The 23,217-nt window shown below is 65.8% G+C and carries 25 protein-coding genes; 21 read left to right on the top strand and 4 right to left on the bottom strand.

Annotation, left to right across the window (positions count from 1 at the left end; genetic code table 11):
- Positions 1 to 282: 282 nt before the first annotated feature.
- The 10 genes from CN538_RS18600 to CN538_RS26560 all read left to right on the top strand — a co-directional run bounded on the left by CN538_RS18600 (position 283) and on the right by CN538_RS26560 (position 8,657).
- Positions 283 to 1,503, top strand: a complete 1,221-nt coding sequence (locus CN538_RS18600; RefSeq protein WP_106420392.1) for an argininosuccinate synthase — start codon at positions 283 to 285, stop codon at positions 1,501 to 1,503.
- 50 nt (positions 1,504 to 1,553) lie between these two features.
- Positions 1,554 to 1,862, top strand: coding sequence for an HlyU family transcriptional regulator (locus tag CN538_RS18595; RefSeq protein ID WP_106420391.1), 309 nt, complete (start codon positions 1,554 to 1,556; stop codon positions 1,860 to 1,862).
- A gap of 188 nt (positions 1,863 to 2,050) precedes the next feature.
- The gene (locus CN538_RS18590) at positions 2,051 to 3,103 is read left to right on the top strand and encodes a tRNA-queuosine alpha-mannosyltransferase domain-containing protein (RefSeq protein WP_106420390.1); all 1,053 of its coding nucleotides are present in this window, start codon (positions 2,051 to 2,053) and stop codon (positions 3,101 to 3,103) included.
- Positions 3,104 to 3,196: 93 nt separating this feature from the next.
- On the top strand, positions 3,197 to 3,859 hold the full coding sequence (locus CN538_RS18585) for a glutathione S-transferase family protein (protein WP_106420389.1): 663 nt from the start codon (positions 3,197 to 3,199) through the stop codon (positions 3,857 to 3,859).
- A 96-nt stretch (positions 3,860 to 3,955) separates the two neighbouring features.
- Positions 3,956 to 4,531 (top strand): DUF1161 domain-containing protein, encoded by a 576-nt coding sequence (locus tag CN538_RS18580; protein WP_164999664.1) that lies wholly within the window; start codon positions 3,956 to 3,958, stop codon positions 4,529 to 4,531.
- A gap of 493 nt (positions 4,532 to 5,024) precedes the next feature.
- The gene (locus tag CN538_RS18575; protein ID WP_106420387.1) at positions 5,025 to 5,849 is read left to right on the top strand and encodes a class I fructose-bisphosphate aldolase; all 825 of its coding nucleotides are present in this window, start codon (positions 5,025 to 5,027) and stop codon (positions 5,847 to 5,849) included.
- A 4-nt stretch (positions 5,850 to 5,853) separates the two neighbouring features.
- Positions 5,854 to 6,999 (top strand): Gfo/Idh/MocA family protein, encoded by a 1,146-nt coding sequence (locus tag CN538_RS18570; RefSeq protein WP_106420386.1) that lies wholly within the window; start codon positions 5,854 to 5,856, stop codon positions 6,997 to 6,999.
- The gene (locus CN538_RS18565; RefSeq protein WP_106420385.1) at positions 6,996 to 7,664 is read left to right on the top strand and encodes a D-lyxose/D-mannose family sugar isomerase; all 669 of its coding nucleotides are present in this window, start codon (positions 6,996 to 6,998) and stop codon (positions 7,662 to 7,664) included. Before CN538_RS18570 ends, CN538_RS18565 begins: the two co-directional genes overlap by 4 nt.
- Positions 7,661 to 8,524: a carbohydrate kinase family protein gene (locus tag CN538_RS18560; RefSeq protein ID WP_106420384.1), complete on the top strand. Its 864-nt coding sequence runs from the start codon at positions 7,661 to 7,663 to the stop codon at positions 8,522 to 8,524. The genes CN538_RS18565 and CN538_RS18560 overlap by 4 nt, the downstream gene beginning before the upstream one ends.
- Positions 8,406 to 8,657, top strand: coding sequence for a PfkB family carbohydrate kinase (locus tag CN538_RS26560; RefSeq protein WP_164999663.1), 252 nt, complete (start codon positions 8,406 to 8,408; stop codon positions 8,655 to 8,657). Before CN538_RS18560 ends, CN538_RS26560 begins: the two co-directional genes overlap by 119 nt.
- A 22-nt stretch (positions 8,658 to 8,679) precedes the next feature.
- Here CN538_RS26560 and CN538_RS18550 read toward each other — a convergent pair whose 3' ends face one another.
- Positions 8,680 to 9,669, bottom strand: coding sequence for a LacI family DNA-binding transcriptional regulator (locus CN538_RS18550; protein WP_106420382.1), 990 nt, complete (start codon positions 9,667 to 9,669; stop codon positions 8,680 to 8,682).
- Positions 9,670 to 9,776: 107 nt separating this feature from the next.
- Here CN538_RS18550 and CN538_RS18545 point away from each other — a divergent pair, with 107 nt between their 5' ends.
- A complete protein-coding gene (locus CN538_RS18545) occupies positions 9,777 to 11,195 on the top strand; it encodes a sugar porter family MFS transporter (RefSeq protein WP_106420381.1) in 1,419 nt (472 codons plus the stop codon).
- 28 nt (positions 11,196 to 11,223) lie between these two features.
- Here the strand turns inward: CN538_RS18545 and nth are convergent, their stop codons facing one another.
- The 3 genes from nth to metG all read right to left on the bottom strand — a co-directional run bounded on the left by nth (position 11,224) and on the right by metG (position 15,165).
- Positions 11,224 to 11,862 carry an endonuclease III gene (gene nth / locus CN538_RS18540; RefSeq protein ID WP_106420380.1) on the bottom strand — a complete coding sequence of 213 codons (639 nt, stop codon included), beginning with the start codon at positions 11,860 to 11,862 and terminating at the stop codon, positions 11,224 to 11,226.
- 103 nt (positions 11,863 to 11,965) lie between these two features.
- Positions 11,966 to 12,934 (bottom strand): RnfABCDGE type electron transport complex subunit B, encoded by a 969-nt coding sequence (locus tag CN538_RS18535; protein WP_106420379.1) that lies wholly within the window; start codon positions 12,932 to 12,934, stop codon positions 11,966 to 11,968.
- A gap of 155 nt (positions 12,935 to 13,089) precedes the next feature.
- A complete protein-coding gene (gene metG, locus CN538_RS18530) occupies positions 13,090 to 15,165 on the bottom strand; it encodes a methionine--tRNA ligase (protein ID WP_106420378.1) in 2,076 nt (691 codons plus the stop codon).
- A gap of 205 nt (positions 15,166 to 15,370) precedes the next feature.
- Between metG and CN538_RS18525 the strand changes: the two genes are divergently transcribed.
- The 10 genes from CN538_RS18525 (at position 15,371) to apbC (ending at position 23,127) form a co-directional block, all read left to right on the top strand.
- Positions 15,371 to 15,799 carry a DoxX family protein gene (locus CN538_RS18525; protein ID WP_207233560.1) on the top strand — a complete coding sequence of 143 codons (429 nt, stop codon included), beginning with the start codon at positions 15,371 to 15,373 and terminating at the stop codon, positions 15,797 to 15,799.
- A gap of 157 nt (positions 15,800 to 15,956) precedes the next feature.
- Entirely contained in the window at positions 15,957 to 17,015 is a 1,059-nt protein-coding gene (locus CN538_RS18520; protein WP_164999662.1) for a glycosyltransferase family 2 protein, read from the top strand.
- Between the two features lie 82 nt (positions 17,016 to 17,097).
- A complete protein-coding gene (locus tag CN538_RS18515; RefSeq protein ID WP_106420376.1) occupies positions 17,098 to 18,027 on the top strand; it encodes an AEC family transporter in 930 nt (309 codons plus the stop codon).
- A gap of 13 nt (positions 18,028 to 18,040) precedes the next feature.
- The gene (locus CN538_RS23680; protein WP_242495390.1) at positions 18,041 to 18,445 is read left to right on the top strand and encodes a hypothetical protein; all 405 of its coding nucleotides are present in this window, start codon (positions 18,041 to 18,043) and stop codon (positions 18,443 to 18,445) included.
- On the top strand, positions 18,442 to 18,747 hold the full coding sequence (locus CN538_RS23675) for a hypothetical protein (RefSeq protein ID WP_242495388.1): 306 nt from the start codon (positions 18,442 to 18,444) through the stop codon (positions 18,745 to 18,747). Before CN538_RS23680 ends, CN538_RS23675 begins: the two co-directional genes overlap by 4 nt.
- On the top strand, positions 18,654 to 20,429 hold the full coding sequence (locus CN538_RS18510; RefSeq protein WP_340638358.1) for a DNA polymerase II: 1,776 nt from the start codon (positions 18,654 to 18,656) through the stop codon (positions 20,427 to 20,429). Before CN538_RS23675 ends, CN538_RS18510 begins: the two co-directional genes overlap by 94 nt.
- Positions 20,430 to 20,578: 149 nt before the next feature.
- The gene (locus tag CN538_RS18505; RefSeq protein WP_106420375.1) at positions 20,579 to 20,848 is read left to right on the top strand and encodes a hypothetical protein; all 270 of its coding nucleotides are present in this window, start codon (positions 20,579 to 20,581) and stop codon (positions 20,846 to 20,848) included.
- Positions 20,849 to 20,945: 97 nt separating this feature from the next.
- Positions 20,946 to 21,461, top strand: a complete 516-nt coding sequence (luxS, locus tag CN538_RS18500; RefSeq protein WP_106420374.1) for an S-ribosylhomocysteine lyase — start codon at positions 20,946 to 20,948, stop codon at positions 21,459 to 21,461.
- A 261-nt stretch (positions 21,462 to 21,722) separates the two neighbouring features.
- Positions 21,723 to 22,175 carry a tellurite resistance TerB family protein gene (locus tag CN538_RS18495; RefSeq protein WP_106420373.1) on the top strand — a complete coding sequence of 151 codons (453 nt, stop codon included), beginning with the start codon at positions 21,723 to 21,725 and terminating at the stop codon, positions 22,173 to 22,175.
- 148 nt (positions 22,176 to 22,323) lie between these two features.
- Entirely contained in the window at positions 22,324 to 23,127 is an 804-nt protein-coding gene (gene apbC, locus CN538_RS18490) for an iron-sulfur cluster carrier protein ApbC (protein ID WP_106420372.1), read from the top strand.
- Positions 23,128 to 23,217 lie beyond the last annotated feature (90 nt).

Genomic DNA, 23,217 nt, shown 5'->3' with positions numbered 1-23,217 from the left:
TAGGTGGCGGCGATGGCACCGCCCGAATCGAAGCAGCGTCGCGGGGCACGTTCTTGTAAAACGGCCGCCATGACGCTTGTGTTGAATGGCGAAAAGTCTAGCAGTTTCGGGCCTCGGCGTCCTGCCGCTCGGTATTCGTGCGGGGACGGGGGCGTTATAATCCGGGATCGATTCGCGTACACAGCCGCCCGCGCTGCCCGCCGTGGTCGGCTGTGTCACCATCAGCCACGCTCGACGCGAGACGTTCGAGCGCTCGAGACGTCACACCCAAGGAGTTGCCGCATGTCCGATATCAAGAAGGTCGTCCTCGCCTATTCTGGCGGCCTTGATACATCCGTGATCGTGAAGTGGCTGCAGGAGACCTATGCCTGTGAAGTGGTCACCTTCACCGCCGATATCGGCCAGGGCGAAGAGGTCGAGCCCGCACGCGCCAAGGCGCAGGCGCTCGGGGTCAAGGAGATCTACATCGAGGACCTGCGCGAGGAGTTCGTGCGCGACTACGTCTACCCGATGTTCCGCGCCAACACCATCTACGAGGGCGAGTACCTGCTGGGCACCTCCATCGCGCGCCCGCTGATCGCCAAGCGCCTGATCGAGATCGCCAACGAGACCGGGGCCGACGCCATCTCCCACGGTGCCACCGGCAAGGGCAACGACCAGGTGCGCTTCGAGCTGGGTGCCTACGCGCTCAAGCCGGGGGTGAAAGTGATCGCGCCGTGGCGCGAGTGGGATCTCACCTCCCGCGAGAAGCTGATGAACTACTGCGAAGAGCACCAGATTCCGGTGGACTTCTCCAAGAGCAAGAAGAAGTCGCCCTACTCGATGGATGCCAACCTGCTGCACATCTCCTACGAGGGCGGCATTCTCGAGGATCCGTGGGCCGAGGCGGAAGAGGACATGTGGCGCTGGAGCGTGTCGCCCGAAGAGGCGCCGGATACCCCGACCTATCTCGAACTCACCTTCGAGAAGGGTGACGTGGTGGCGATCGACGGCGAGCGTCTGAAGCCGCACGAGGTGCTGGCCAAGCTCAACAAGCTGGGTGGCGACAACGGCGTCGGGCGCCTCGATATCGTCGAAAACCGCTATGTCGGCATGAAGTCTCGCGGCTGCTACGAGACCCCGGGAGGCACCATCCTGCTGCGTGCCCATCGCGCCATCGAGTCGATCACCCTGGACCGCGAAGCGGCCCACCTGAAAGACGAACTGATGCCGAAGTACGCCAAGACCATTTACAACGGCTACTGGTGGAGCCCGGAGCGGCGCATGCTGCAGGCGGCGATCGACGAGACCCAGGAATTCGTCAACGGCACGGTGCGGGTCAAGCTCTACAAGGGCAGTGCCACGGTGGTGGGGCGCAAGTCCGAGCAGTCGCTGTTCGACGAGTCGATCGCGACCTTCGAGGATGACGCTGGCGCCTACGACCAGAAAGACGCCGAGGGCTTCATCAAGCTCAACGCTCTGCGCCTGCGTATCGCCGCCGGCAAGGGCCGTTCCGCCAGCTGAGGCCAAGATCGGCGCGATACCGCGCCGGTCATCGACGAGGGGAGAGTGCCATGCTCAAGAAACTGTTCTCCGGCTTGCTGGGTGGCGAGCGCACGGCGGATAGCGCCAAGCCGCAGAAGGAGCGCGAGGCGGTCGAGTACAAGGGGTTTCTGATCGTGCCAGCGCCGCAGGCGGCCAACGGTCAGTACCGGGTCAGTGGCTGGATTCGCAAGCCCGGCGACGATGGTCAGATGCGCGAGCGGCGCTTCGAGCGCTCCGACGTGGTGCCCGGCGAAGACGCCTGTGTGGCGCTGATGGTGAGCAAGAGCCAGCGCTATATCGATGATATCGGTGACGCGATGTTCGAGCAGGCGCACTGAGCTCGGCCATTCCCCTGGCCAAACGATGACGGCGCCTCCGGGCGCCGTCGTTTTTTGTGCCAACAGGCACGCTCGACGGGAGCGCAAGTCTCTGCTCGATAAGGTCCTGGCGGGTGAGCGTCTTTGCGAGTCGAAACCTTGCTTCGAGACAACCTTGACGGGAGAAAGCCGTTGCCCGAGATAGCCCCATGAAAGCACTACTGCTGTCCGCTTACGCCGCGGTGAGCCATCGGGTCTGGGCCGATGGCCTTGTGGCTGCCTTTCCTGAGATCGAGTGGACGCGCCTGGAGCTGCCGCCGCGCCACTTCGCCTGGTCGATCCGTGCCAACCCGCTGATCTGGCAGGTCACCCAGGAGGCGGCGCTGGCACAGACCTACGATCTGGTGGTGGCGACTTCGATGGTCGACCTGGCCACCTTGGTCGGGCTCTGCCCGGGGCTGGGTCGGGCGCACAAGGTGGTCTATTTTCACGAGAACCAGTTCGCCTTTCCCGCCTCCGCCCAGCAGATGCCGCGCCCCGAGCCGATGATGGTCAATCTCTACGCCGCCATGGCGGCGGATAGCGTGGTGTTCAACAGCCGCTACAACCGCGACAGCTTCTGTGACGGCGTGCGCGATTTTCTCGGCCGCATGCCGGGCCGGCCGCGGCCTCAGGCGTGGTTGGAGAGCCTGGCCGAGCGGGCGCAGGTGCTGCCGGTGCCGCTACCCGAGGCGGCGCCGCGCCAGGCCAACGGCGGCCACCGGATCGTGTGGAACCATCGCTGGGAGTACGACAAGAATCCGGAGGCGTTCTTTGCCGCGCTGGCGACGCTGGTCGAGGAGGAGGTGGCGTTCGAGGTCGCCGTCATGGGCCAGCAGTTCCGCACCCGCCCGGCGATCTTCGATCAGGCCCGCGACTGGCTAGGCGAGCGCATAGTGTGCTGGGGCGAACAGCCGAGTGATGCTTATGTCCGGATGCTCGAATCGAGCGCCATCGTGGTCTCCACTACCGATCATGAGTTCCAGGGGCTGGCGATCATGGAGGCGGTGACCCATGGATGCGTGCCGCTGGTGCCCGACCGGCTCTGCTTTCCCGACTACTACGACGACGTTTACCGTTATCGCGGCGGCGCCGAGGCGCTGGCCGCGCGCCTGGGGCAGTGGCTGCGTCATACCGAGCAGCGTCCGGTGCTACCTGACGCCAGCGCCTGGCAATGGCCGCGCTGGCGCGACGCCTACGCCGCCGTGCTGGGCCTGGGATAGTGCGCTCGAACGGCGGCGTTCGGGGCTGGCGGCGACACCGATAACCCCCTATCGTTAAGCCAAGTTCGATCTCTATCCAAGGATGCTCCGTTCATGATCGTCGTCCATCACCTGGAAAATTCCCGCTCCCAGCGGATCGTCTGGCTGCTCGAGGAGCTGGAGCTCGATTACGAGATCGAGATCTACCGCCGTGACCCCAAGACCATGCTGGCACCCGAGGCGCTGAAGCGGGTCCATCCGCTCGGCAAGTCGCCGGTGATTACCGACGGTGAGCACACCGTGGCCGAATCGGGGGCGATCATCGAGTATCTGATTGCGCGTCATGACGGCGGCTGGCTGGTGCCGGACGTCGGCTCCCCCGAGTGGGTACGCTATCTGCACTGGCTGCACTACGCCGAGGGGTCGGCGATGCCGCTGCTGCTGATGCGTCTTTTGATGAGTCGGCTCGGTCACAAGCCGGTACCGGCGCTGATCCGCCCCATCGGCAAGGCGCTGGGGCAGGGCGTGCGCAAGCAGTTCCTCGACCCCCAGTTGGCGCGCCATTACGCCTATTGGGAGAGCGAGCTGAGTCAATACGAGTGGTTCACCGGTAGCGAGTTCACCGCGGCGGACATCCAGATGAGCTTCGTGCTGCTGGCGGCCAATCGTAGCGGAGACCTCGAGAACTACCCGGCGGTCGCTCGGGCGCTGGCCCGTATGCGGGAACGCCCAGCCTATCAGCGCGCGGTGGCGCGCGGCGGTGAGTTCGCGCTGTAGGGTCGGTGGTCAGAGATGAAGGTTTGACGATTCGAGCAGGTGCCGGCCGTCGCCGGCACCAGGGAGAGGCAGGGGAAAGGAGTCACTATGCGTGTCTTGAAAGGAACACTCATCGGTATCACCGGCGGGCTTTGCCTGATCTCGGCCACAGCCTGGGCCCAGGCGCAACAGAGCGATTCGCCGTTCGACCAGCAGCCTGAGACTCGTCTGGCCTGCAGCAAGCTGCAGACGCAGATCGAGCAGACGATCCGCGCCAACGGGGCGCGCCATTTCCTGTTGGAGATCGTCGACAACGCCCAGGTCGAGGACGGCGTGGTGCGTGCCGGCGAGCCGCATGCCGGCGCCGAGGTGGTCGGCAGCTGCGATGGCGGGACGCGCAAGATCGTCTACAGCCGCCACGGTGCGACCGAGAGCAGCGCGCCTGCTGCTGCCTCGACGCCGGAGGCACCGGCCCCGGATACCGCTACGGCTGGCTCGGACGCGCCAGCCGTGGGCGCTGAGCCGTCCCAGGCCGAGCCTTCCGCCGCGACGACAGGCGACACTGCCGATGAGACGTCTTCCGCCGCGACGACAGGCGACACTGCCGGTGAGACGTCTTCCGCCGATGACCTGGGCCGCCAGGACGCTGATGGGCGGGTGCGCGATACGCTGAAGCCAGCTACCTCGCCCTGACACAGAAGCGCTGAACCGCCATCGGTTATCCATTGTGCATGGGCTATCGCGCATCGGAGTGGGAGAGGATCTATCCCCTTCGGGGCGCGAGTGCTTGGCTGGCGTGCGCTAGCCGGGCTCGCCAACTTCGCGCGAATGGCCGGCGCAGTCGGCGTTGAATCACCGGCGCCGCCAGCCTGACCACGCGATTCTCCGTGCCACCTCCCCCTTGTATTCTCCGGGCCATGACGCTTTTCGACATCGGCTAGACCTCGGTCACATCCCGGCGGGTCGATGAGCGCCGCGCCGTCATACCTCTCCGTGCGCGTACGCCGCACGCGCTGGATCCTGCGCACTCGCGCCGCCGTTATCCGCGAGCTATGCGTCTCCGCGACGTTTGATCTCTGTCCTCCTGACCCCGTCTGACACGCTGTGCCACTTAGGTCTAGTTGTCGTCATCGCGTTCTCACTCCCAATATGGAAACGTTTCCACATTGCCATAAAGGAGTTTTCGATGACCACCGCAAGAATGAACCGCCTGTTCGGTGCCTCGGGTAACTGTTTCGATGTCGCCATCGATCACGGCATGTTCAACGAGGCCAGTTTTCTCAACGGTATCGAGAACATGCACGACGCCATCCACACCGTCGCCGCAGCGCGCCCGGATGCGATCCAGCTACCGCCGGGTACCGCACGACTCCTGCAGGCCATGCCCGGGGCGGATCGCCCGGCGCTGGTGCTGCGCACCGATATCGCCAACGTCTACGGTAATCCGCTGCCGCGCAGCCTGTTCTCCCGGGTGATCGACTCACCGGTGGAGCAGGCGGTGCGCCTGGATGCCGCTTGCGTGGTGGTCAATCTGCTTCAGCTACCGGACCAGCCCGAGCTGCTGGGCGACTGTATCGCCAACGTCAACCGGTTGAAGCCGATCTGTGAAGCCTTCGGTATGCCGCTGATGGTCGAACCCCTGGTCATGCAGGACAACAGCAAAGGCGGCTATGGCGTCGATGGCGATATCGACAAGATCCTGCCGCTGGTCCGTCAGGCAGTGGAACTCGGCGCGGATATCGTCAAGGCCGACCCCTGCGACGATGTCAGCGAGTACCACCGGGTGATCGAGATCGCCCAGGATGTGCCGGTGCTGGTGCGCGGCGGGGGCAAGGTCAGCGACGACGAGATCCTGCGCCGTACCAAGACCCTGATGGAGCAGGGCGCGCGCGGCATCGTCTACGGCCGTAACGTGATCCATCACCACAATCCGGCCGGCATGACGGCTGCGCTGATGGCCATCGTCCACGACAATGCGAGCGTCGACGACGCCCGCGCCAAACTGGGGTGAGACGATGCGCACGATACGATTCGGCATTATCGGCTGTGGCCTGATGGGCCGCGAATTCGCCTCCGCCGCCGCGCGTTGGCTGCATCTGGCCGACGCTTCGGCTCGACCCGAGATCGTGGCGGTATGCGACCCCAACCGCGAGGCCATGGCCTGGTTCGAGCAGCGCGTGCCCTCGGTCGTCCAGGCCACCACGGACTATCGCGAACTGCTAGCCAACGACGCCGTGGACGCTGTCTATTGCGCGGTGCCGCACAACCTGCATGCCGCGCTGTATCCCGACATTCTGGCTGCCGGCAAGCACCTGTTCGGGGAAAAGCCCTTCGGGATCGATGCCGAGGCCAACGCGGTCATCCAGCGCGCCATCGATGCCCATCCCGAGTTGGTGGTGCGCTGCTCCTCGGAGATGCCGTTCTTCCCCGGGGCGCAAGCCGTGATCGATTTCGTCCGCGCCGGCCATGTCGGCGAGATTCTGTCCGTGGAGTGCGAGTTCCTGCACTCGTCCGACATCAATCCCGACAAGCCGATCAACTGGAAACGGATGATCGACGTCAACGGCGAATATGGCTGCATGGGCGATCTCGGCATGCACGTCTGTCACGTGCCGCTGCGCTTGGGCTGGCGGCCCAGCCGGGTCCACGCCGAGCTGGTCAATCGGGTGACCACACGGCCGAATGCCGAGGGCGAACGGGTGCCGTGCGAGACTTGGGATAACGCCACGATCAACGCCACCGTCGAGGAGGGTGACAGCCGCTTCCCGCTGGTGCTCAAGACCTGGCGCATCGCCCCTGGCGAATCCAACACCTGGTCGCTGCGCGTGCACGGCATGAACGGCTCGGCCTGTTTTTCCACCAAGTCGCCCCGGCAGTGGCGGTTCATGCACTACCAGGCGGGCGGGCAACAGACCTGGCAGACCGAGGATCTCGGCTATCAGTCGCTGTTTCCGGCGATCACCGGGGCGATCTTCGAGTTCGGCTTCACCGACGCCATCCAGCAGATGTGGGCAGCTTATCTAGACGAGCTGTGTGGTGGTGACGCCCGCGGCTTCGGCTGCGTGACGCCCGCCGAGGCCAGTGCCCAGCACGCTATCCTCACCGCGGCGCTGGACGCCGGCCAGCGCGGGCGCGTCGTCGATGTGGAGTACCCGTCATGAAGCGCTCGCAGATCAATCAGGCCATCCAGACCGCGGAAGCGCTACTGGTCGAGCTTGCCTGGCGTCTGCCGGACTTCGCCTCCTGGAGCCGCGACGAGCACGCCCGCCTTGCCGAACGCAGCCAGTGGCTGAGCGCCCGCCAGATGGGCTGGGACGTCACCGATTTCGGCCAGGGCGATTTCGCTGCCAAAGGGCTGACGTTGTTCTGTCTGCGCAACGGCTTGGCCGACCAGCCGGGTGAGCGGCCTTATGCCGAGAAGCTGCTGTTCGTACGCCCCGGGCAGGAAACCCCGTTTCATGCCCATCACGACAAGCTCGAGGACATCATCGTGCGCGGAGGCGGCACGCTCTGCGTCGAGTTCACCGCCCGCGGCGCGGTGCGTGACGATGCGCCACTGACGGACGATGCCATCACCCGGGTCGATGGTCGCGCCGTGCCGCTTTATCAGGGACCGATTCGGCTCAGCGCGGGCCAAAGCATCACCATACCTCGCGGCGTGCAGCACCGCTTCTGGGGCGAGGGCGAGATGGTGCTGGCGGCCGAGGTCAGCCAGTGCAACGACCATCGCGACAACCACTTCCTCGACGGCCTGGGCCGATTCTCGGCGATCGACGAAGACGCGCCGGTACATCGCCTGCTCTGGAACGAGGGGGGTGCGACATGAGTCAAGACGCGCGTCGCGGTATTGTCTGTGCCGGCAACTGGATCGTCGATATCGTCAACGATATCCCGCGCTGGCCCGCCCCATCGGATCTGGTGACCATCGAGGGTCAGACTCGTGGGCTGGGCGGCGGGGCAGCCAACGTCGCCCTGGATCTGTGCGCCTTCGAGGTCGATTACCCGGTGATTCCGGTCGGCGGCGTGGGCGTAGACAGACTCGGCGACGACGTCGTCGAGCAGGTCGAGCGTCGCGGCATGACGACGGCGCATCTCCAGCGCCTAACCGGATACCCCACCGCCCAGACGCTGGTGATGAACGTTCCCGGCGACAGCCGCACCTTCTTCTATTTTCCCGGTGCCAACGATCACGTCACCCGAGCGTCGATCGAGCTGGCCGCGTTGGGCCGCCCGCGACTGTTCTACCTCGGTTATCTCAACCTCATGGGCGAACTGGACCGGCGACGTGACGATGGGCGCACCGAGGCCGGGTACTGCTCGAACAGGCCCGTCCGCCGGGATGCAGACCTGCGTCGATCTGGTCTCGGCCGTTTCCGAGACCACCGGCAGACGGTATTCGCCACCCTGCCCGCCATCGACGTGCTGCTGCTCAACGAGCTGGACGGAGCGCGCCACCGGCTGGCCGTGGTCGGGCCCGACGACACCCAAGGCATGGAACAGGCGGCCCGGGCGCTGCTCGAGGGCGGGGTGGGTCAGGCGGTGATCGTTCACTCCGCGAGTGCACGGTGTGGCTGGACGCCGAGCGGTCACGCGTCTCACCCCGGCGCCTGTCCCGGCGGCAGCCATCGTCAGCCCGGTGGGAGCGGGAGATGCGTTCGCGGCCGGGGTCCTGCACGGCCTGCATGAAGGCTGGACGCCCGAGGCCACTATCCAACTGGCGTTTCGCGCCGCCGCCGCCTGCCTCGGTGGACGTACCGCGAGCGACGCTATCCCGACGCTATCCGTCCTGCTGGAGATGTCCGATGCCGACCTCGGCTGAGTATCGGGTGCCACGCACCGGATCACGCCTGCCGCGGCGGCGCCGTCGTGTCGCGCTCGACCAGGGTGACCGGCAGGACCGTTTCCCCGACTGCTGGCATATCGCCGAGCACGCGGGCCACCACGGCCTCGGCCAGGGCATCGATGGGCTGGGCCAGGGTGGTGAGGGCAGGCGTCACGTAAGCCGCCGCCGGAATGTCGTCGAAGCCGATCACCGAGATGTCGTCGGGTACCGTCAGTCCCAGTTCCCTGGCGGCACGGATGGCGCCAATGGCCGCGATATCGGAGGTGGCCAGCAGCGCGGTGGGTCGCTCACACGCTGTCAGGCAGGCGACCGCCAGCGTCTGACAGGCGGCCAGATCGTGATGCTCGCCCAGCACCACCCGGGGGGCTGCGATAGCGGCCTCCTCGAAGGCCTGCAGCGCGCCCGCCACACGCTGGGTGACCGGCGCCGAGTAGGAGGGGGCACCGATGATGGCGATCCGACGATGGCCGAGGTCGAGCAGATGACGGGCAGCCTGATGGCCGCCGCTGGCGTGATCCGAACGCACCAGGCAGACGTTGTCACCAATCAACGGCCGGTCCAGGGCCACCACCGGCACGGCGCGCTGGAGCCGGTCGAAGTGTGCACCGCCGCCGTTGATGGACGCGACGATGGCACCATCGATCTGCTGCGCCAGCAGGGTCGCCACGCAGGCCGTCTCGCGTTCGACCGCCTCGGCGGTGGAGCTGATCAGCAGCTGCATGCCTGCATCGAACAAGCGGCGCTCGATGCGGTCGGCCAGGCGCGCGAAGAAATCCACCTCGAGGGTCGGCACCAGCATCCCGATCAGTCGCGAGCGCCCGCTACGGAGACTTCTGGCGCCGGCGTGGGGCTTGTAGCCAAGGGCTTTGATCGCGGCTTCGATCTTGGCACGGGTCGCGGTGCCGACATAGCCGCTGTCGTTGACCACGCGTGAGACCGAGGAGATCGAGGTGCCCGAATGGCGGGCAATATCACGAATCGTCGTCATGGCCGCGCGACCGCGCCGCGGCCTCGATACCGCTTGCGCTTACCTATCACTAACCGGCGGCTCGCCGGGATCGACAACAAACCAATAAACAAGTGAGAAGGCCACTAATGAACGATGACACATCACACTATGACAAGCGTCGACGCTCGGCAACGGTCATCGCAACCGCCTGTGTGGCAGCGCTCGGCGGTTTTCTGTTCGGCTTCGACAGTGGCGTCATCAACGGCACGGTCGACGGATTGCGCCAGGCGTTCGGCTCGTCGAGTGTCGGGACCGGTTTCGCTGTCGCCTCGATGCTGCTCGGCTGCGCCGCGGGCGCCTTTTTTGCCGGGCGGCTGGCGGATTGGGCCGGGCGTCGCGTCGCGCTGCTGATTGCCGCGGCATTTTTCATCATCAGTGCCTGGGGCTCGGGCGTGGCCGATACCACCGCCACCTTCGTGATATTCCGACTCCTCGGCGGGCTGGCGGTGGGGGCGGCGAGCATCATGTCGCCGGCCTATATCAGCGAGATTGCCCCGGCCGCCATTCGTGGCCGTCTGACCACCATCCAGCAGATCGCGATACTCATCGGTCTGTTCATGGCGTTCGTGAGCAACTATATCGTGTCTAACCTGGCCGGATCTTCCACCGCAGTATTCTGGTGGGGCTACGAGGCCTGGCGCTGGATGTTCTGGATGGAGATCCTGCCGGCGGCGATCTTCCTGTTCTCGTTGCTGGCGATTCCGGAGAGCCCGCGCTACCTCGTCGCCGCCGGACGCGCCGAGCAGGCCAGCCGGGTGCTGAGTCGGATCCTGGCGCCCGAGGCGGCTCGCCAGCGCCTGGCGGACATCCGTGAAGCGGTCAGCGAGCAGCGCCGCCCGCGTATCGGCGACATCGTCAATCCTGATACCGGCGGCCTCTATCGCGTGGTCTGGATCGGCATCGTGCTGGCCGTGTTCCAGCAACTGGTGGGTATCAACGTGGTGTTCTACTACGGTGCGGTGCTCTGGCAGGCGGTCGGCTTCTCCGAGAACGATGCCCTGATGATCAATATCATCAGCGGCGGTGTGAGCATTCTGGCCTGTGTCGTATCGCTGTTCTTCGTTGATCGCATCGGGCGCAAACCGTTGCTGTGGATGGGCTCGATCGGCATGGCGCTGACCTTGATCACGCTGATCGTCGCTTTCGCCAGTGGCCATTTCATCAACGGCAAGCTCGAGCTTTCCGGACCGATGGGGGTGATCGCGCTGATTGCCGCCAATGCCTATGTCTGCGTGTTCAACGCTACCTGGGGCCCAGTACTGTGGGTCATGCTCGGCGAGATGTTCCCCTATCGCCTACGCGGCAGCGGTCTCGCGATGGCCGGGCTCGGCCAATGGCTGGCCAACTTCGGCATCACCCTCAGCTTCCCGGTGCTGCTGTCCGGCATTGGACTGGCCGCCGCCTACGGCCTATATGCTGCCTGTGCGCTGCTCTCGTTCTTCTTCGTCTGGCACTTCGTCGCTGAAACCAAAGGCCGCGAACTCGAGGAGATGGGTTACGCGTGAGCGCTGTGTCGGGCAGGCGTCGCTGCGATCAGGCGATCTCGACCTTGTCGGGGTACTCGCACAGGTCCTCGATCACGCAGCTGCCGCAGCGGGGCTTGCGCGCCAGACAGGTGTAGCGACCGTGCAGGATCAGCCAGTGGTGGGCGTCCTTGAGATACCCCTTGGGAACATGACGCAGCAGCTTCTGCTCGACCTCCAGCACGTTCTTGCCCTTGGCGATGCGGGTGCGGTTGGCAACGCGGAAGATATGCGTGTCGACCGCCATCGTCAGTTCGCCGAAGGCGGTGTTGAGGATCACGTTGGCGGTCTTGCGCCCCACGCCGGGCAGCGCTTCCAGCTCGGCGCGGGTGCGCGGGATCTCTCCCGCGTAGCGCTCGACCAGGATATGGCAGGTCTTCATCAGGTTTTCGGCCTTGGTGTTGTAAAGGCCGATAGTCTTGATGTGCGACTTCAGCCCGTCGAGTCCGAGATCGATGATCGCCTGCGGGGTGTTGGCCACCGGGAACAGCCTGGCGGTGGCCTTGTTGACGCCGACATCGGTGGCCTGGGCCGAGAGCAGGACCGCCGCCAGCAGCTCGAACGGTGTGGTCCAGTTCAACTCTGTGGTCGGGTTGGGGTTGTGCGCCTTCAGACGGGCGAAGATCTGTTCACGCTTGCTCGCGTTCATGCGGCTATCTCGCTGTGGCTTCTCGGACGGAATTCGCTGGCCTGGGTTTTCTGAGTCGAAGGTGCTAGGCCGACGGTGATGGGCTAGCGCCACTCGGCCAGGGTCAATGGTCCGCGTCGTGCGGCGTCGGCTTGGCCTCGCGGGCCTGGCGCAGATGGTTCTCGGCCTCGATGACGTGCTCACGGGCCCGCTCGGCCTCGGCGTGCTTGCCCTCACGCTCGAGCCGGGCCGCGGTCTGCCGCGCCTTGCGCAGCGCCTGCTCGGCGGCGGCCACCGCAATGCGCGGCACGGCCGGCGCGGCGGGTGCCGATAGGGTACTCTCCAGTTGGCGTTCGATCTCTGCCCGCTGGACCTCCAGCGTTTCCAGGCGTTGGTCGAGGGCGGCTCGCGCCTCGCCGCTGGCCTGATCGCGCTGGCGCTGGAGGCGTCTGGCCTTGGCGCTGAGGGTAGCGCGCTGCGCCTTGAGCGCGGTGGTGTCCACGCTCACGCCGGGTGCCGTCTTCTCGGCCTGGGCGCGGGTGGCCGCCAGGCGACGTTCACGCTTGCGCCGCTTCTCCTCGGCCTTGTGCGCCAGACGGCGATTGCGCGCCTCGAAGCGCCGGCGACCGTTGGCGGCACGCCAGTCGAGATAGCGCTGGCGCTCGACCGTATCGGCGGCGCTCTGCCACTTCGGATGCGTGACCAGATCGATGCAGTCGACCGGGCAGGGCGCCACGCATAGCTCGCAGCCGGTGCACTCGGATTCGATCACACTGTGCATCTGCTTGGCCGCACCGAGGATCGCATCCACCGGGCAGGCCTGGATGCACTTGGTGCAGCCGATGCACTCGGCCTCGCGGATCACCGCCAGCAGCGGTGTCTGGGCGGGTTCGATCAGTGCCAGCGCGGGACGACCGGTGAGCGCTGCCAGACGGTCGCGGATCGCCTCGCCGCCGGGCGGGCAGCGGTTGATGGCTTCGCCCGCGACGATCGCCTCGGCATAGGGGCGGCAACCCGGGTGGCCGCACTTGCCGCACTGGGTCTGGGGCAGTTCGGCGTCGATACGTTCGACGCTGATCTCGGCAAGGGGCAAGCGCAGGCTCCGGGGTCGTAATGGCGGGTGGAAAAGCGGCTTATTATAGCCCCTTGCTGCTGGCGCTTCGAGGCGTCACTGTCGCCGGTCTGAAACGACAGCGCGCGGCCAGGAGGCCGCGCGCGGTGGAGAGCATAGACGTGTCAGCGCAAGGCTCAGGTCACACGCTGCCCCGGTTTGGCGCCGCTATCCGGTGATAGCAGGTAGATGCCGGCGTCTTTCTGGTCAGGGGCATCGCCGGCCGCCAGCACCATGCCTTCGGAAACGCCGAAGCGCATCTTGCGCGGTGCCAGGTTGGCGACCATCACCGTCAAGCGGCCTTCGAGCGCTTCGGGGGCGTAGACCTTGCGAATGCCGGAGAAGACCGTGCGTGTTTCGCCGCCCAGGTCGAGGGTCAGCTTGAGCAGCTTGTTGGAGCCTTCGACGTATTCGGCGCGCTGGATTTCGGCGACCCGCAGATCGACCTTGATGAAGTCATCGAAGGCGATCTCGTCTTCGATCGGTGTCTCCGCGAGGGGCGAGGGCCCGGCCGGGCGCGCATCGCCGCCGTCGGTCAGCTTCTTCTCTTCGGCGAGCACCTCTTTGGAGGCGTCGATCATCGCAGCGATTTTGTCGCTTTCGACCCGGGTCATCAGCGGCTTGAACTTGCCGATGGCGTGATCCTCGAGCACCTGCTGGCGGCTGGCCCAATCGAGCGAGTCTAGCTGCAGGAAGTGACGCGCCTGCTCGGCCATCGCCGGTACCACCGGCTGCAGGTAGACCATCAGCGTGCGGAAAAGGTTGATGCCCACCGAGCAGATATCGATCACTTCCTGCTCGCGCCCTCCCTCCTTGGCCAGCACCCAGGGCGCCTTGTCGGCGATATAGGTGTTGGCTTCATCGGCGAGCTCCATGATCCGGCGCATGGCACGGCCAAACTCGCGGGCCTCGAAGTCGGCGGCGATCTCGTCACCCGCGGCGATGAAGCGAGCCACGAGTTCCGGCTCGACGCATTGGGCGGAGAGCTGGCCGCCGGCGAGCTTGTTGATGAAGCCAGCGCAGCGGCTGGCGATATTGACCACCTTGCCCACCAGGTCGGCGTTGACGCGGGCGGCGAAGTCCTCGAGGTTGAGATCGAGATCGTCGACGCGGGAGCTCAGCTTGGCCGCGAAGTAGTAGCGCAGGTACTCCGGATTGAGGTGCTCGGCGTAGGTCTGCGCCTTGATGAAAGTGCCCCGGGACTTGGACATCTTGGCGCCGTTGACGGTCACGAAGCCGTGGCAGTTGATGCCGCTCGGCGTGCGCATGCCGGCACCTTCGAGCATTGCCGGCCAGAACAGGGCGTGGAAGTAGACGATGTCCTTGCCGATGAAGTGGTAGACCTCGGCCTCGGAGTCGGCCTTCCAGTAGCTGTCGAAATCGAGGCCTTCACGCTCGCACAGGTTCTGGAAGCTGGCCAGATAGCCGATCGGCGCATCGAGCCAGACGTAGAAGTACTTGCCCGGGGCATCGGGGATCTCGAAGCCGAAGTAGGGCGCATCGCGGGAGATGTCCCACTCGTTGAGCCCGGCGTCGAACCACTCCTGCAGCTTGTTGGCGATCTGCGGCTGGACCCGGCCGGAGCGCGTCCAGCGCTTCAGGAAGTCTTCGAAATCCGGCAGCTTGAAGAAGTAGTGGGTCGAGGTGCGCACTTCCGGGGTGGCGCCGCTGATCGCCGATACCGGGTTGATCAGCTCGGCCGGGGTGTAGGTGGCGCCGCAGGCTTCGCAGTTGTCACCGTACTGGTCCGCGGTGCCGCACTTGGGGCAGGTGCCCTTGATGAAGCGGTCGGCCAGGAACATGCCCTTGACCGGATCGAACATCTGTTCGATGTCGCGGGTACTGATATGACCGGCGTCGCGCAGGGCGCGGTAGATGCGCTCGCTATGGGCCCGGTTCTCTTCCGAGTGGGTCGAGTGGTAATTGTCGAAGGCGACGCCGAAGCGGGCGAAGTCCGCCTGGTGCTCGTCGCTCACCTTCTGGATCAGCTGCTCCGGCGTCAGGCCCTCCTGCTCGGCGCGCAGCATGATCGCGGTGCCGTGGGCGTCGTCGGCGCAGACATAGTGGCATTCGTGGCCGCGGCTCTTCTGGAAGCGCACCCAGATATCGGTCTGGATGTACTCGAGCAGGTGGCCCAGATGGATCGAGCCGTTAGCGTAGGGCAGGGCACTGGTGACCAGGATCTGGCGCGAGAGCGAAGCGTTGTTCGACATGGTGACTAGACGATTCCCGTGACGAAATCCCCGCGGGGCCGGCTGACGACGCCGCGGGGATGAATAGGCTGTAGACTTGGGCGACGATTGTAGCATCGCTGGCGCCGATGCGCGCTGCCCATGCCGCGGGCGGCGATCTGACACCATGCGGGTGTGCAACATCTGGCGCGAAGCGCCTGTCATCGAAACCAGAGGAGGTCCCTGCATGCAGACAGAGGCAAGCCGCCGCATGGCACGCTCACCGATGCCCTGGTGGCGCTGGGTGTGCCTGGGCTTCGTGCTGCTGTGGTTCACCCTTGGCGGTATCGCACACTTCCTCTATGCCGATGCCATGGTCACGATCATTCCACCGGCGTTGCCATGGCCGCGCTTGGCGGTGTGGGTCAGCGGAGTCTTCGAGCTGCTCGGCGTGGTGGGTCTGCTGCTGCCGCGCTGGCGTCGCCTGGCCGGGTGGGGGCTGGTGCTGCTGACGCTGTGCGTGACCCCGGCCAACGTCTACATGTGGCTGCACGCCGATGCCTTCCCCGCAGTGCCTGGTTGGTTGCTGCTGTGGCGCCTGCCGTTCCAGCTCTGGATTCTGTTCGCCATCGTCGTCGGAGCAGGATTGGGGCGTCGCCGCGACCGCCAGGGGTGAACGGGGAGAGGGCAAGGATAGGCGTCAAGGCACGGCGGGTCAGAACCCCTGCTGTCACGAGTGTGATGTAAACCATCTTGAGAAGGTGAAGGGGGTATCCCATCCTCGATGCCGAGTGGCAGGCAAGCGTGCTTCACCAATCGTCGAGGATGGGTCATTGAACAAACCGCGTATACGGCTGTGTGCCGTGGCCAAGGATGAAGGGCCTTATCTGGCCGAGTGGGTCTTTCATCACCTGCACGTGGGGTTCGATCAGATCCACGTCCTGCTCAATCGCACCTCGGACGCCTCGGCGGCGGTGCTCGCGCGTATCGGGCAGGCCTACCCCCAGGTCACCTTCGAGTTCATCGACTGGGTCGATCTGTGCGATCCCAGCGTCGGGCGCAAGCTGCAGACCATCGCCTACGCCAAGGCGCTGGCGGATGCCCGCGCGGCGGGGGTCGACTGGCTGATGTTTCTGGACATCGACGAGTTCTGGACGGCGCAGGATCTGGCGACCCGCGTGGATCAGTTGATCGCGCGGCTGTGCGGCGACACGCCGCGACCGATCAGCTTCCTGTGGCACTGCGAGCTGGGCCAGGCGCAGGCGTTCTGCTCGCTGCAGAACGGCGCCGGCTACGAACTCTCGTCGCACCTGAAGACGCTGTTCCCGATCCAGGGCATCGAGATTCAGCACGTGCGCGTGCACCATCCGATCTTCGGCCGCGAGGTGATGCCGATCGACGCCGATGGTCATCCGATGGTCTACAGCGACACCCAGCCGGAGCTGGCCGACAACTCGGCGATCGCCCCACGTCAGGCTTATGTGATCCATCGCATGTACCGCTCCGAGGAGGAGTACCTGGCGCTGCTGCTGCGCGGGCGCCCCTCGGGCAAGCAGCAGCTCAAGACCAACCGCCCGGGCTACCGTTCGCACCGCAACGTCAAAGTAGGGCGGCGGATGGTCTGGCCGGGGGAGGTCTTCGCTGCCTATGACCGGGCCAAGCGTGATTTCATGCAGCGGCTGGATATCAGTGCGCTGATCGAGCGCGACCGCGAGGCGATCCGCCAGCGCGCCGCACGGGCGGTGGCGATGCTGCTGGCGCTGGTCGAGCAGGGTGACCCGGATGGCGCCACCCGCTTCCTGCGCGGCACCCGCCATGAAGCGGCCCTGGCCGCACGGCTCGCCGCCCACGGCGGTGCAGAGGCGCTCGGGCGCACTGCGGCTTCGGGCTGAGCAGGGGGCGAGCGACGGCGGGGAGCGGATGTTACAGTTAGCGGCCGAAGTGTCTCGCCGCTGACTGCCTGGAACCTCCGTGATGCCCGATGTCGATCTCTCTCAATCGCTGTGGATGCTGCTGGCCTTCGTCGGCCTGGGCTGGGTGGCGGCGCGGCGACTGAAGCTCGATCCGCGGCCCATCGCCACGCTGCTGATCTACCTGATCTCGCCGCTGACCTTCTTCAACGCCCTGACCCAGGGGCAGCCCAGCGTCGACAAGCTGGCGCTCACTTTCAGCGTGGTGCTGCTCTCGTCGATTTTGTGTCTCGCGGTCAACGCCGTGGCGGGGCGCTTCTACGGCGAGCAGGAGCGGGCGCTGCTGGCCTTCTCCGCGGGCACCGGCAATACCGGCTACTTCGGCTTCCCCATCGCGCTGGTGCTGTTGCCGCCGGAGGGTGTGACACAGTACCTGTTCTGTATGCTGGGCATTTCGCTCTACGAGTTCACGGTCGGTTTCTACATCAGCGCGCGGGGCCAGTTCTCGGTGCGCGAGAGTCTCTCGCGACTGGCCCGGCTGCCGCTGATCTATGCCTTTGCCGGCGGCATGCTGATCAGTGCCCTGGGCTGGCAGGTGCCCCAGCCGGTCAGTGAAGGACTGGGCTACTTCAAGTACTGCTTTACCGTGCTCGGCATGATGATCATCGGCATGACGCTGGGCCGCATCAGCTGGCGCGCGGTGGATGGCGCCTTTGTCGTCGGCTGCGTGGTGACCCGCTTCGTGGTCTGGCCGCTGGCGACCCTGGCGCTGGCGGTCGCGCTGCGCCTGCTGGGCGACGCCTCCGACTCGCTGGTGCTGGCATTCCTGCTGGTGGGTGCGGTGCCGATGGCGGCCAACGTGGTGGTGATCGCCATGGAGCTGAACATCCGCCCCGAAAAAGGCGCTATCGCCGTGCTGCTGACCACGCTGGCGGCACCGCTGCTGATTCCACTCTACCTGGGGCTGGTGCTGCCCTGGGTGCTTGGGCTGTAGGGTCAGGGTCGGCATGACGGCAGCGCAACGCGGCGTGATCGAGGGCTTCGTACTGACCCGCCACTGGCAGGACGCGCCGGCGGGGACGCGGGTCTGGCTATGGCTGGCGACGGACGCCGGCCCACGCCGGGTCGAGCTGCCGCCGCAGGTATCGGTGGCCTTCGTGGCGCGCGAGGCGCGGGATGAGGTCGAGCGGCTGCTGCGCGGCGAAGCGGAGGTAACGCTGCGCGAGCTCGACCTGCGCGACTTCGCGCGGCGGCCGCTGCTGGGGCTCTACTGCCGCTCGCATCGACAACTGATGCAGCTCGAACGACGCCTGGGCGAGGCGGGCATCGAGCTGTTCGAGGCCGACGTGCGCCCGCCGGAGCGCTATCTGATGGAGCGCTTCATCCCGCCCCGGTGCTCGCCAGCGGCGTGACAGACGAAGCCGGTACGCTACAGCAGGCGCAGCTACGCCCGGCGCCGGACTACCGCCCCACGCTTTCGCTCTGTTCCCTGGACATCGAGACCAGCGAGCGCGGCGAGCTCTATTCGATCGGCCTGCACGGCTGCGGCCAGCGGATCGTCTATATGCTCGGGCCGCCGGCGGGGCGGGCAGTGCAGCCGAGCGCGAGCGCGACTTCGAGCTGGTCTACTGCGACTCGCGGGCCGATCTGCTGCACGCGCTCAATGCCTGGGTCGCGCGTTTCGATCCCGACGCGATCATCGGCTGGAACGTGATCCAGTTCGATCTGCGTCAGTTGCAGCGCCACGCCGAGCGGCTCGACGTGCCGCTGATCCTGGGTCGCGGTGGGACTCCGCTCGAGTGGCGGGCCCATGGTCAGCAGCCCAATCACTATTTCGTGACCATTCCCGGGCGCCTTGTCATCGATGGCATCGAAGCGCTGCGTCAGGCGACCTGGAGCTTTCCCTCCTTCAGTCTGGAGAACGTCGCCCAGACCCTGCTGGGCGAGGGCAAGGCGATCGACAACCCCTACCAGCGCATGGCCGACATCAATCGCATGTTCGCCGAGGACAAGCCGGCGCTGGCGCGCTACAACCTCAAGGATTGCGAGCTGGTCACGCGGATTTTCGCGCGCACCCGGATCGTCGACTTCCTGCTCGAGCGGGCCAGCGTGACCGGGCTGGCGGCGGATCGCAGCGGCGGTTCGGTGGCGGCATTCTCGCATCTCTATCTGCCGCGCATGCACCGGTTGGGGTTCGTGGCGCCCAATCTGGGCAGCCGCGCGGGCGAGGACAGCCCCGGCGGCTATGTCATGGATTCGCGTCCGGGACTTTACGACTCGGTACTGGTGCTCGACTTCAAGAGTCTCTATCCGTCGATCATCCGCTCCTTCCTGATCGATCCGGTGGGGCTGATCGAGGGACTTGCCGATCCCGTCCCCGAGCAGGCCGTGCCCGGCTTTCTGGGCGCGCACTTCTCGCGCACCCAACATGCGCTGCCGGCAATCGTGGCGCAGGTGTGGGAAGGGCGCGAGGCGGCCAAGCGTGAAGGCAACGCGCCGCTCGCCCAAGCGCTCAAGATCATCATGAACGCCTTCTACGGCGTACTCGGCTCGCGTGGCTGCCGCTTCTTCGATCCGCGACTGGCCTCTTCGATCACCATGCGCGGTCACGCGATCATGCACCGCACCCGCGAACTGATCGAGGCCGAGGGCTACACGGTCATCTACGGTGATACCGACTCCACCTTCGTCTGGCTGGGCGAGGCGCACGCGGAGGAGACCGCAGCGACGATCGGCCAGCGGCTGGTCGCCCGGGTCAACGCCTGGTGGCGCGATCACCTGAGTGAGCGCTTCGCCCTCGACAGCGCGCTGGAGCTGCAGTACGAGACCCACTATCGGCGCTTTCTGATGCCTACCATTCGCGGCGCCGAAGAGGGCAGCAAGAAGCGCTATGCCGGCCTGGTGGCCGATGCCGTGGGTGACGAGCGTCTGGTGTTCAAGGGGCTGGAGTCGGTGCGTGCTGACTGGTCGCCGTTGGCGCAGCAGTTCCAGCGCGAACTCTACCGGCGGATCTTCGTCGGCGAAGGCTATCGTGACTATGTCCGGCGGCTGGTGGGCGAGACACTGGCGGGTGAGCATGACGACGACCTGGTCTATCGCAAGCGGCTGCGGCGCCGGCTCGACGACTATCAGCGCAACGTCCCGCCGCATGTGCGCGCCGCGCGTCTGGCCGACGAGTTCAACCGCCAGCTTAAGCGCCCGCTGCAGTACCAGAACGGCGGCTGGATCCGCTACGTGATCACCGTCAATGGGCCCGAGCCGCTGGAAGCGCGGCGCTCGCCGATCGACTATCAGCACTATGTGAGCCGTCAGCTGCAGCCGGTGGCCGACGCCATTCTGCCGTTCGTCGATGACGACTTCACACGCTTGATCGACCAGCAGCTGGGGCTGTTCTGAGGCGCTGTCCGGGTGCGCTCAGTGCCAGGCGCAGCGGGCGCCGGGTGGTCGTTGACAGGATTGTGAGGCGGTGCTAAATACGCGCTGCCGGCAATCGTGCCGGTGTTGCGTCGTGGCCCGAGCCGCGCGCTTTCCGAGGAATCATCGCCATGGCATTGCGCCACATCCTGTTCGCCGCCTTGACGGCCCTGGCCGTTGGCGGGTGTGCGTCCAACACCTTTGCGCCTAACTATCAGTCCAATAATACCGACGTGCTGCGGATCGGCGGCGAGCGCCCGGAGGCGGCGGCGCCGGCGGTCGAGAATCTGGGCTCGTTCTGCGTCCAGACCACCCAGCAGTGGAACGACCAGGGCAAGACGCCGGATGGCCAGCGTCTGTGGGTCAAGAGTACGCTGCGTCAGGCGGTGGCCTGCCACTGAGGGGTTGAGTCGTCTGGCGCAGGGCCACGCCTTTCTGACTCGAACGGCTGGCGTGCTACAGTAGAGGTACTTCCGACTCACGGACAAGGAGGCAACGATGCCCTTACTCGATAGCTTCATGGTCGACCACACCAAGATGAACGCCCCGGCGGTACGTGTGGCCAAGCAGATGCGTACGCCCCATGGCGACGACATCACGGTCTACGACCTGCGCTTCTGCGTTCCCAACGAAGAGATTCTCTCCGAACGTGGTATTCATACACTGGAGCATCTGTTTGCGGGCTTCATGCGCCAGCACCTCAACGGCGACGGTGTCGAGATCATCGATATCTCGCCAATGGGCTGCCGCACAGGCTTCTACATGAGCCTGATCGGTCAGGTCGATGAAGCCACCGTGGGCGCGGCCTGGGAAGCCTCGATGCGTGATGTGCTGGCGCTCGAGGATCAGAAGTCGATCCCCGAGCTCAATATCTACCAGTGCGGCACCGCCGAGATGCACTCGCTGGGCGAGGCGCAGCAGATCGCGCGCAATGTCACGACCCGCGGTATCGGCGTTAACTCCAACAGCGAGCTGAAGCTGACCGAGGAGTTCCTGGCCGCGCACGGCGCCTGAGGCGCTCGACGCGTGATCAAGAGGCCCGCGGCACCGTTGCCGCGGGCCTCGTCGTTTCTGGGTCCGTCGTGGGAGATACTGTCATGTCTGGAGCTGCCTTTTGGGGCCTGGCTGCTATAGACCCTGGGGCGCGGCGGCGAACCTTCGGCGCCTGCGTTGTCCAATAGGTAATGGTGTCGAACGTGCTCATCCACGCGTTATCGGCGTTCGGCCCTGCTCGTCATCTGTCGTCACTCACCGCCTCTGTACCAGGACACTTCCATGCTCGATACGGTTCAGCAGTTCTTTCAGCGGGTGCTCGCGCCCGCGCATGATCATCATGACGCGGTCACCCCGCAGTTGGCGGTGGCGGCGCTGCTCAGCGAGGTGCTGCGCGCCGACTACGAGGTCGATCCGCAGGAGCTCGCGACCCTGCGCGAGATGCTGGTACGGCAGTTCTCGCTGAGCAGTGAGCAGGCCGATGCGCTGATCGCGGAAGCCGAAGCGCAGGTCGAGCATGCGGTCGACCACTTCCAGTACGTGTCGCTGCTCAACGAGCGGTTCAGCTACGCCCAGCGGGTCGAGCTGGTCGCTGCCATGTGGCGGCTGGCCTACGCCGACGACGAGCTCGCCGCCCTCGAGGAGCACCGCATCCGCCGTCTGGCCGATCTGCTCTACGTCAGTCATAGCGATTTCATTCGCACCAAGCTCGCCGTGCTGGAAGCGCGTGGCTGAGCGCTGGTGCCATGACCGTCGCCGTCGCTTGCCGGCGACGCGGAATTTCCGACCTTAGCCCTAGGGTATCCCCCTGCGTGACCGTTATACTGCCGCCAAAGCGCGGTCCAGGTGACCGTGGCCGTCGACAGTGAGTCAAGGAGGGAGCGTGACCGAGGGCATCAAGCACATCGTGGCCGTGGCGTCGGGCAAGGGCGGCGTCGGCAAATCCACCGTGACTGCCAATCTGGCGCTAGCCATGGCCGCCGAAGGCTATCGGGTAGGGCTGCTGGATGCGGACATCTACGGGCCGAGCCAGGCGCGCATGCTGGGACTGCCGGAGAATACCCGCCCCGAAGTGGTCGACGAGAAAAACATGAAGCCGGTCGTCGCCCACGGTATCCAGGCGATGTCGATGGCGTTCATGGTGGATATCAATCAGCCCATGGTGTGGCGCGGGCCAATGGTCTCCGGCGCCTTCCAGCAGTTGCTCAATCAGACGCTGTGGGATGATCTCGATTTTCTGTTCATCGACATGCCACCGGGTACCGGCGATATCCAGCTGACGCTGGCACAGAAGGTCTCAGTGGATGGTGCGGTGATCGTCACCACGCCCCAGGACATCGCACTGCTGGATGCGCGCAAGGGCATCGAGATGTTCCGCAAGGTGAGCGTGCCGGTGCTGGGTGTGGTCGAGAACATGAGCCTGCACGTCTGCTCCCAGTGCGGTCACAGCGAGCCGATCTTCGGCAGCGGCGGCGGTGAGCGTATCGCCGAGCAGTACGCGACCCAGCTGCTGGGCCAGCTGCCGCTGACGCTGTCCATCCGCGAGCAGGCCGATGGCGGCCAGCCCAGTGTGATCGCCGAACCCGATGGCGAGGTGGCGCATACCTTCCGGCGCATCGCCCGCGCGGTGGCCAGCGGTGTCGCCGAGAGCGGCGGTGCCGGGCCGAGCATCTCGTTCAGCGACTAGCTATGGCCTGGCAAGTACCGCGTTCGTGGGCTGGGTGACGGCTGCGCGGCGCTGTGCCGGGCCCGGCGTTCCCTTCGCGCGGGCGGGCCG

It is taken from the genome of Salinicola tamaricis (assembly GCF_003006155.1).
In the GTDB taxonomy this organism is placed as follows: Bacteria; Pseudomonadota; Gammaproteobacteria; order Pseudomonadales; family Halomonadaceae; genus Salinicola; species Salinicola tamaricis.
The sequence above is the reverse complement of the archived record's forward strand: the minus strand, read 5'-3'. Positions and strand labels throughout refer to the sequence as shown.

What these genes read in the sequence shown, in the direction of transcription:
- CN538_RS18550 (WP_106420382.1), bottom strand. Translation starts at nt 9,669, where the DNA reads ATGACGACGATTCGTGATATTGCCCGCCATTCGGGCACCTCGATCTCC.
- CN538_RS18505 (WP_106420375.1), top strand. Translation starts at nt 20,579, where the DNA reads ATGGCATTGCGCCACATCCTGTTCGCCGCCTTGACGGCCCTGGCCGTT.
- metG (WP_106420378.1), bottom strand. Translation starts at nt 15,165, where the DNA reads ATGTCGAACAACGCTTCGCTCTCGCGCCAGATCCTGGTCACCAGTGCC.
- CN538_RS18575 (WP_106420387.1), top strand. Translation starts at nt 5,025, where the DNA reads ATGACCACCGCAAGAATGAACCGCCTGTTCGGTGCCTCGGGTAACTGT.
- CN538_RS18595 (WP_106420391.1), top strand. Translation starts at nt 1,554, where the DNA reads ATGCTCAAGAAACTGTTCTCCGGCTTGCTGGGTGGCGAGCGCACGGCG.
- CN538_RS23680 (WP_242495390.1), top strand. Translation starts at nt 18,041, where the DNA reads ATGACGGCAGCGCAACGCGGCGTGATCGAGGGCTTCGTACTGACCCGC.
- CN538_RS18525 (WP_207233560.1), top strand. Translation starts at nt 15,371, where the DNA reads ATGCAGACAGAGGCAAGCCGCCGCATGGCACGCTCACCGATGCCCTGG.
- CN538_RS18590 (WP_106420390.1), top strand. Translation starts at nt 2,051, where the DNA reads ATGAAAGCACTACTGCTGTCCGCTTACGCCGCGGTGAGCCATCGGGTC.
- CN538_RS18515 (WP_106420376.1), top strand. Translation starts at nt 17,098, where the DNA reads ATGCCCGATGTCGATCTCTCTCAATCGCTGTGGATGCTGCTGGCCTTC.
- nth (WP_106420380.1), bottom strand. Translation starts at nt 11,862, where the DNA reads ATGAACGCGAGCAAGCGTGAACAGATCTTCGCCCGTCTGAAGGCGCAC.
- CN538_RS18560 (WP_106420384.1), top strand. Translation starts at nt 7,661, where the DNA reads ATGAGTCAAGACGCGCGTCGCGGTATTGTCTGTGCCGGCAACTGGATC.
- CN538_RS18565 (WP_106420385.1), top strand. Translation starts at nt 6,996, where the DNA reads ATGAAGCGCTCGCAGATCAATCAGGCCATCCAGACCGCGGAAGCGCTA.
- CN538_RS18495 (WP_106420373.1), top strand. Translation starts at nt 21,723, where the DNA reads ATGCTCGATACGGTTCAGCAGTTCTTTCAGCGGGTGCTCGCGCCCGCG.
- CN538_RS18585 (WP_106420389.1), top strand. Translation starts at nt 3,197, where the DNA reads ATGATCGTCGTCCATCACCTGGAAAATTCCCGCTCCCAGCGGATCGTC.
- CN538_RS18545 (WP_106420381.1), top strand. Translation starts at nt 9,777, where the DNA reads ATGAACGATGACACATCACACTATGACAAGCGTCGACGCTCGGCAACG.
- luxS (WP_106420374.1), top strand. Translation starts at nt 20,946, where the DNA reads ATGCCCTTACTCGATAGCTTCATGGTCGACCACACCAAGATGAACGCC.
- CN538_RS18570 (WP_106420386.1), top strand. Translation starts at nt 5,854, where the DNA reads ATGCGCACGATACGATTCGGCATTATCGGCTGTGGCCTGATGGGCCGC.
- CN538_RS18600 (WP_106420392.1), top strand. Translation starts at nt 283, where the DNA reads ATGTCCGATATCAAGAAGGTCGTCCTCGCCTATTCTGGCGGCCTTGAT.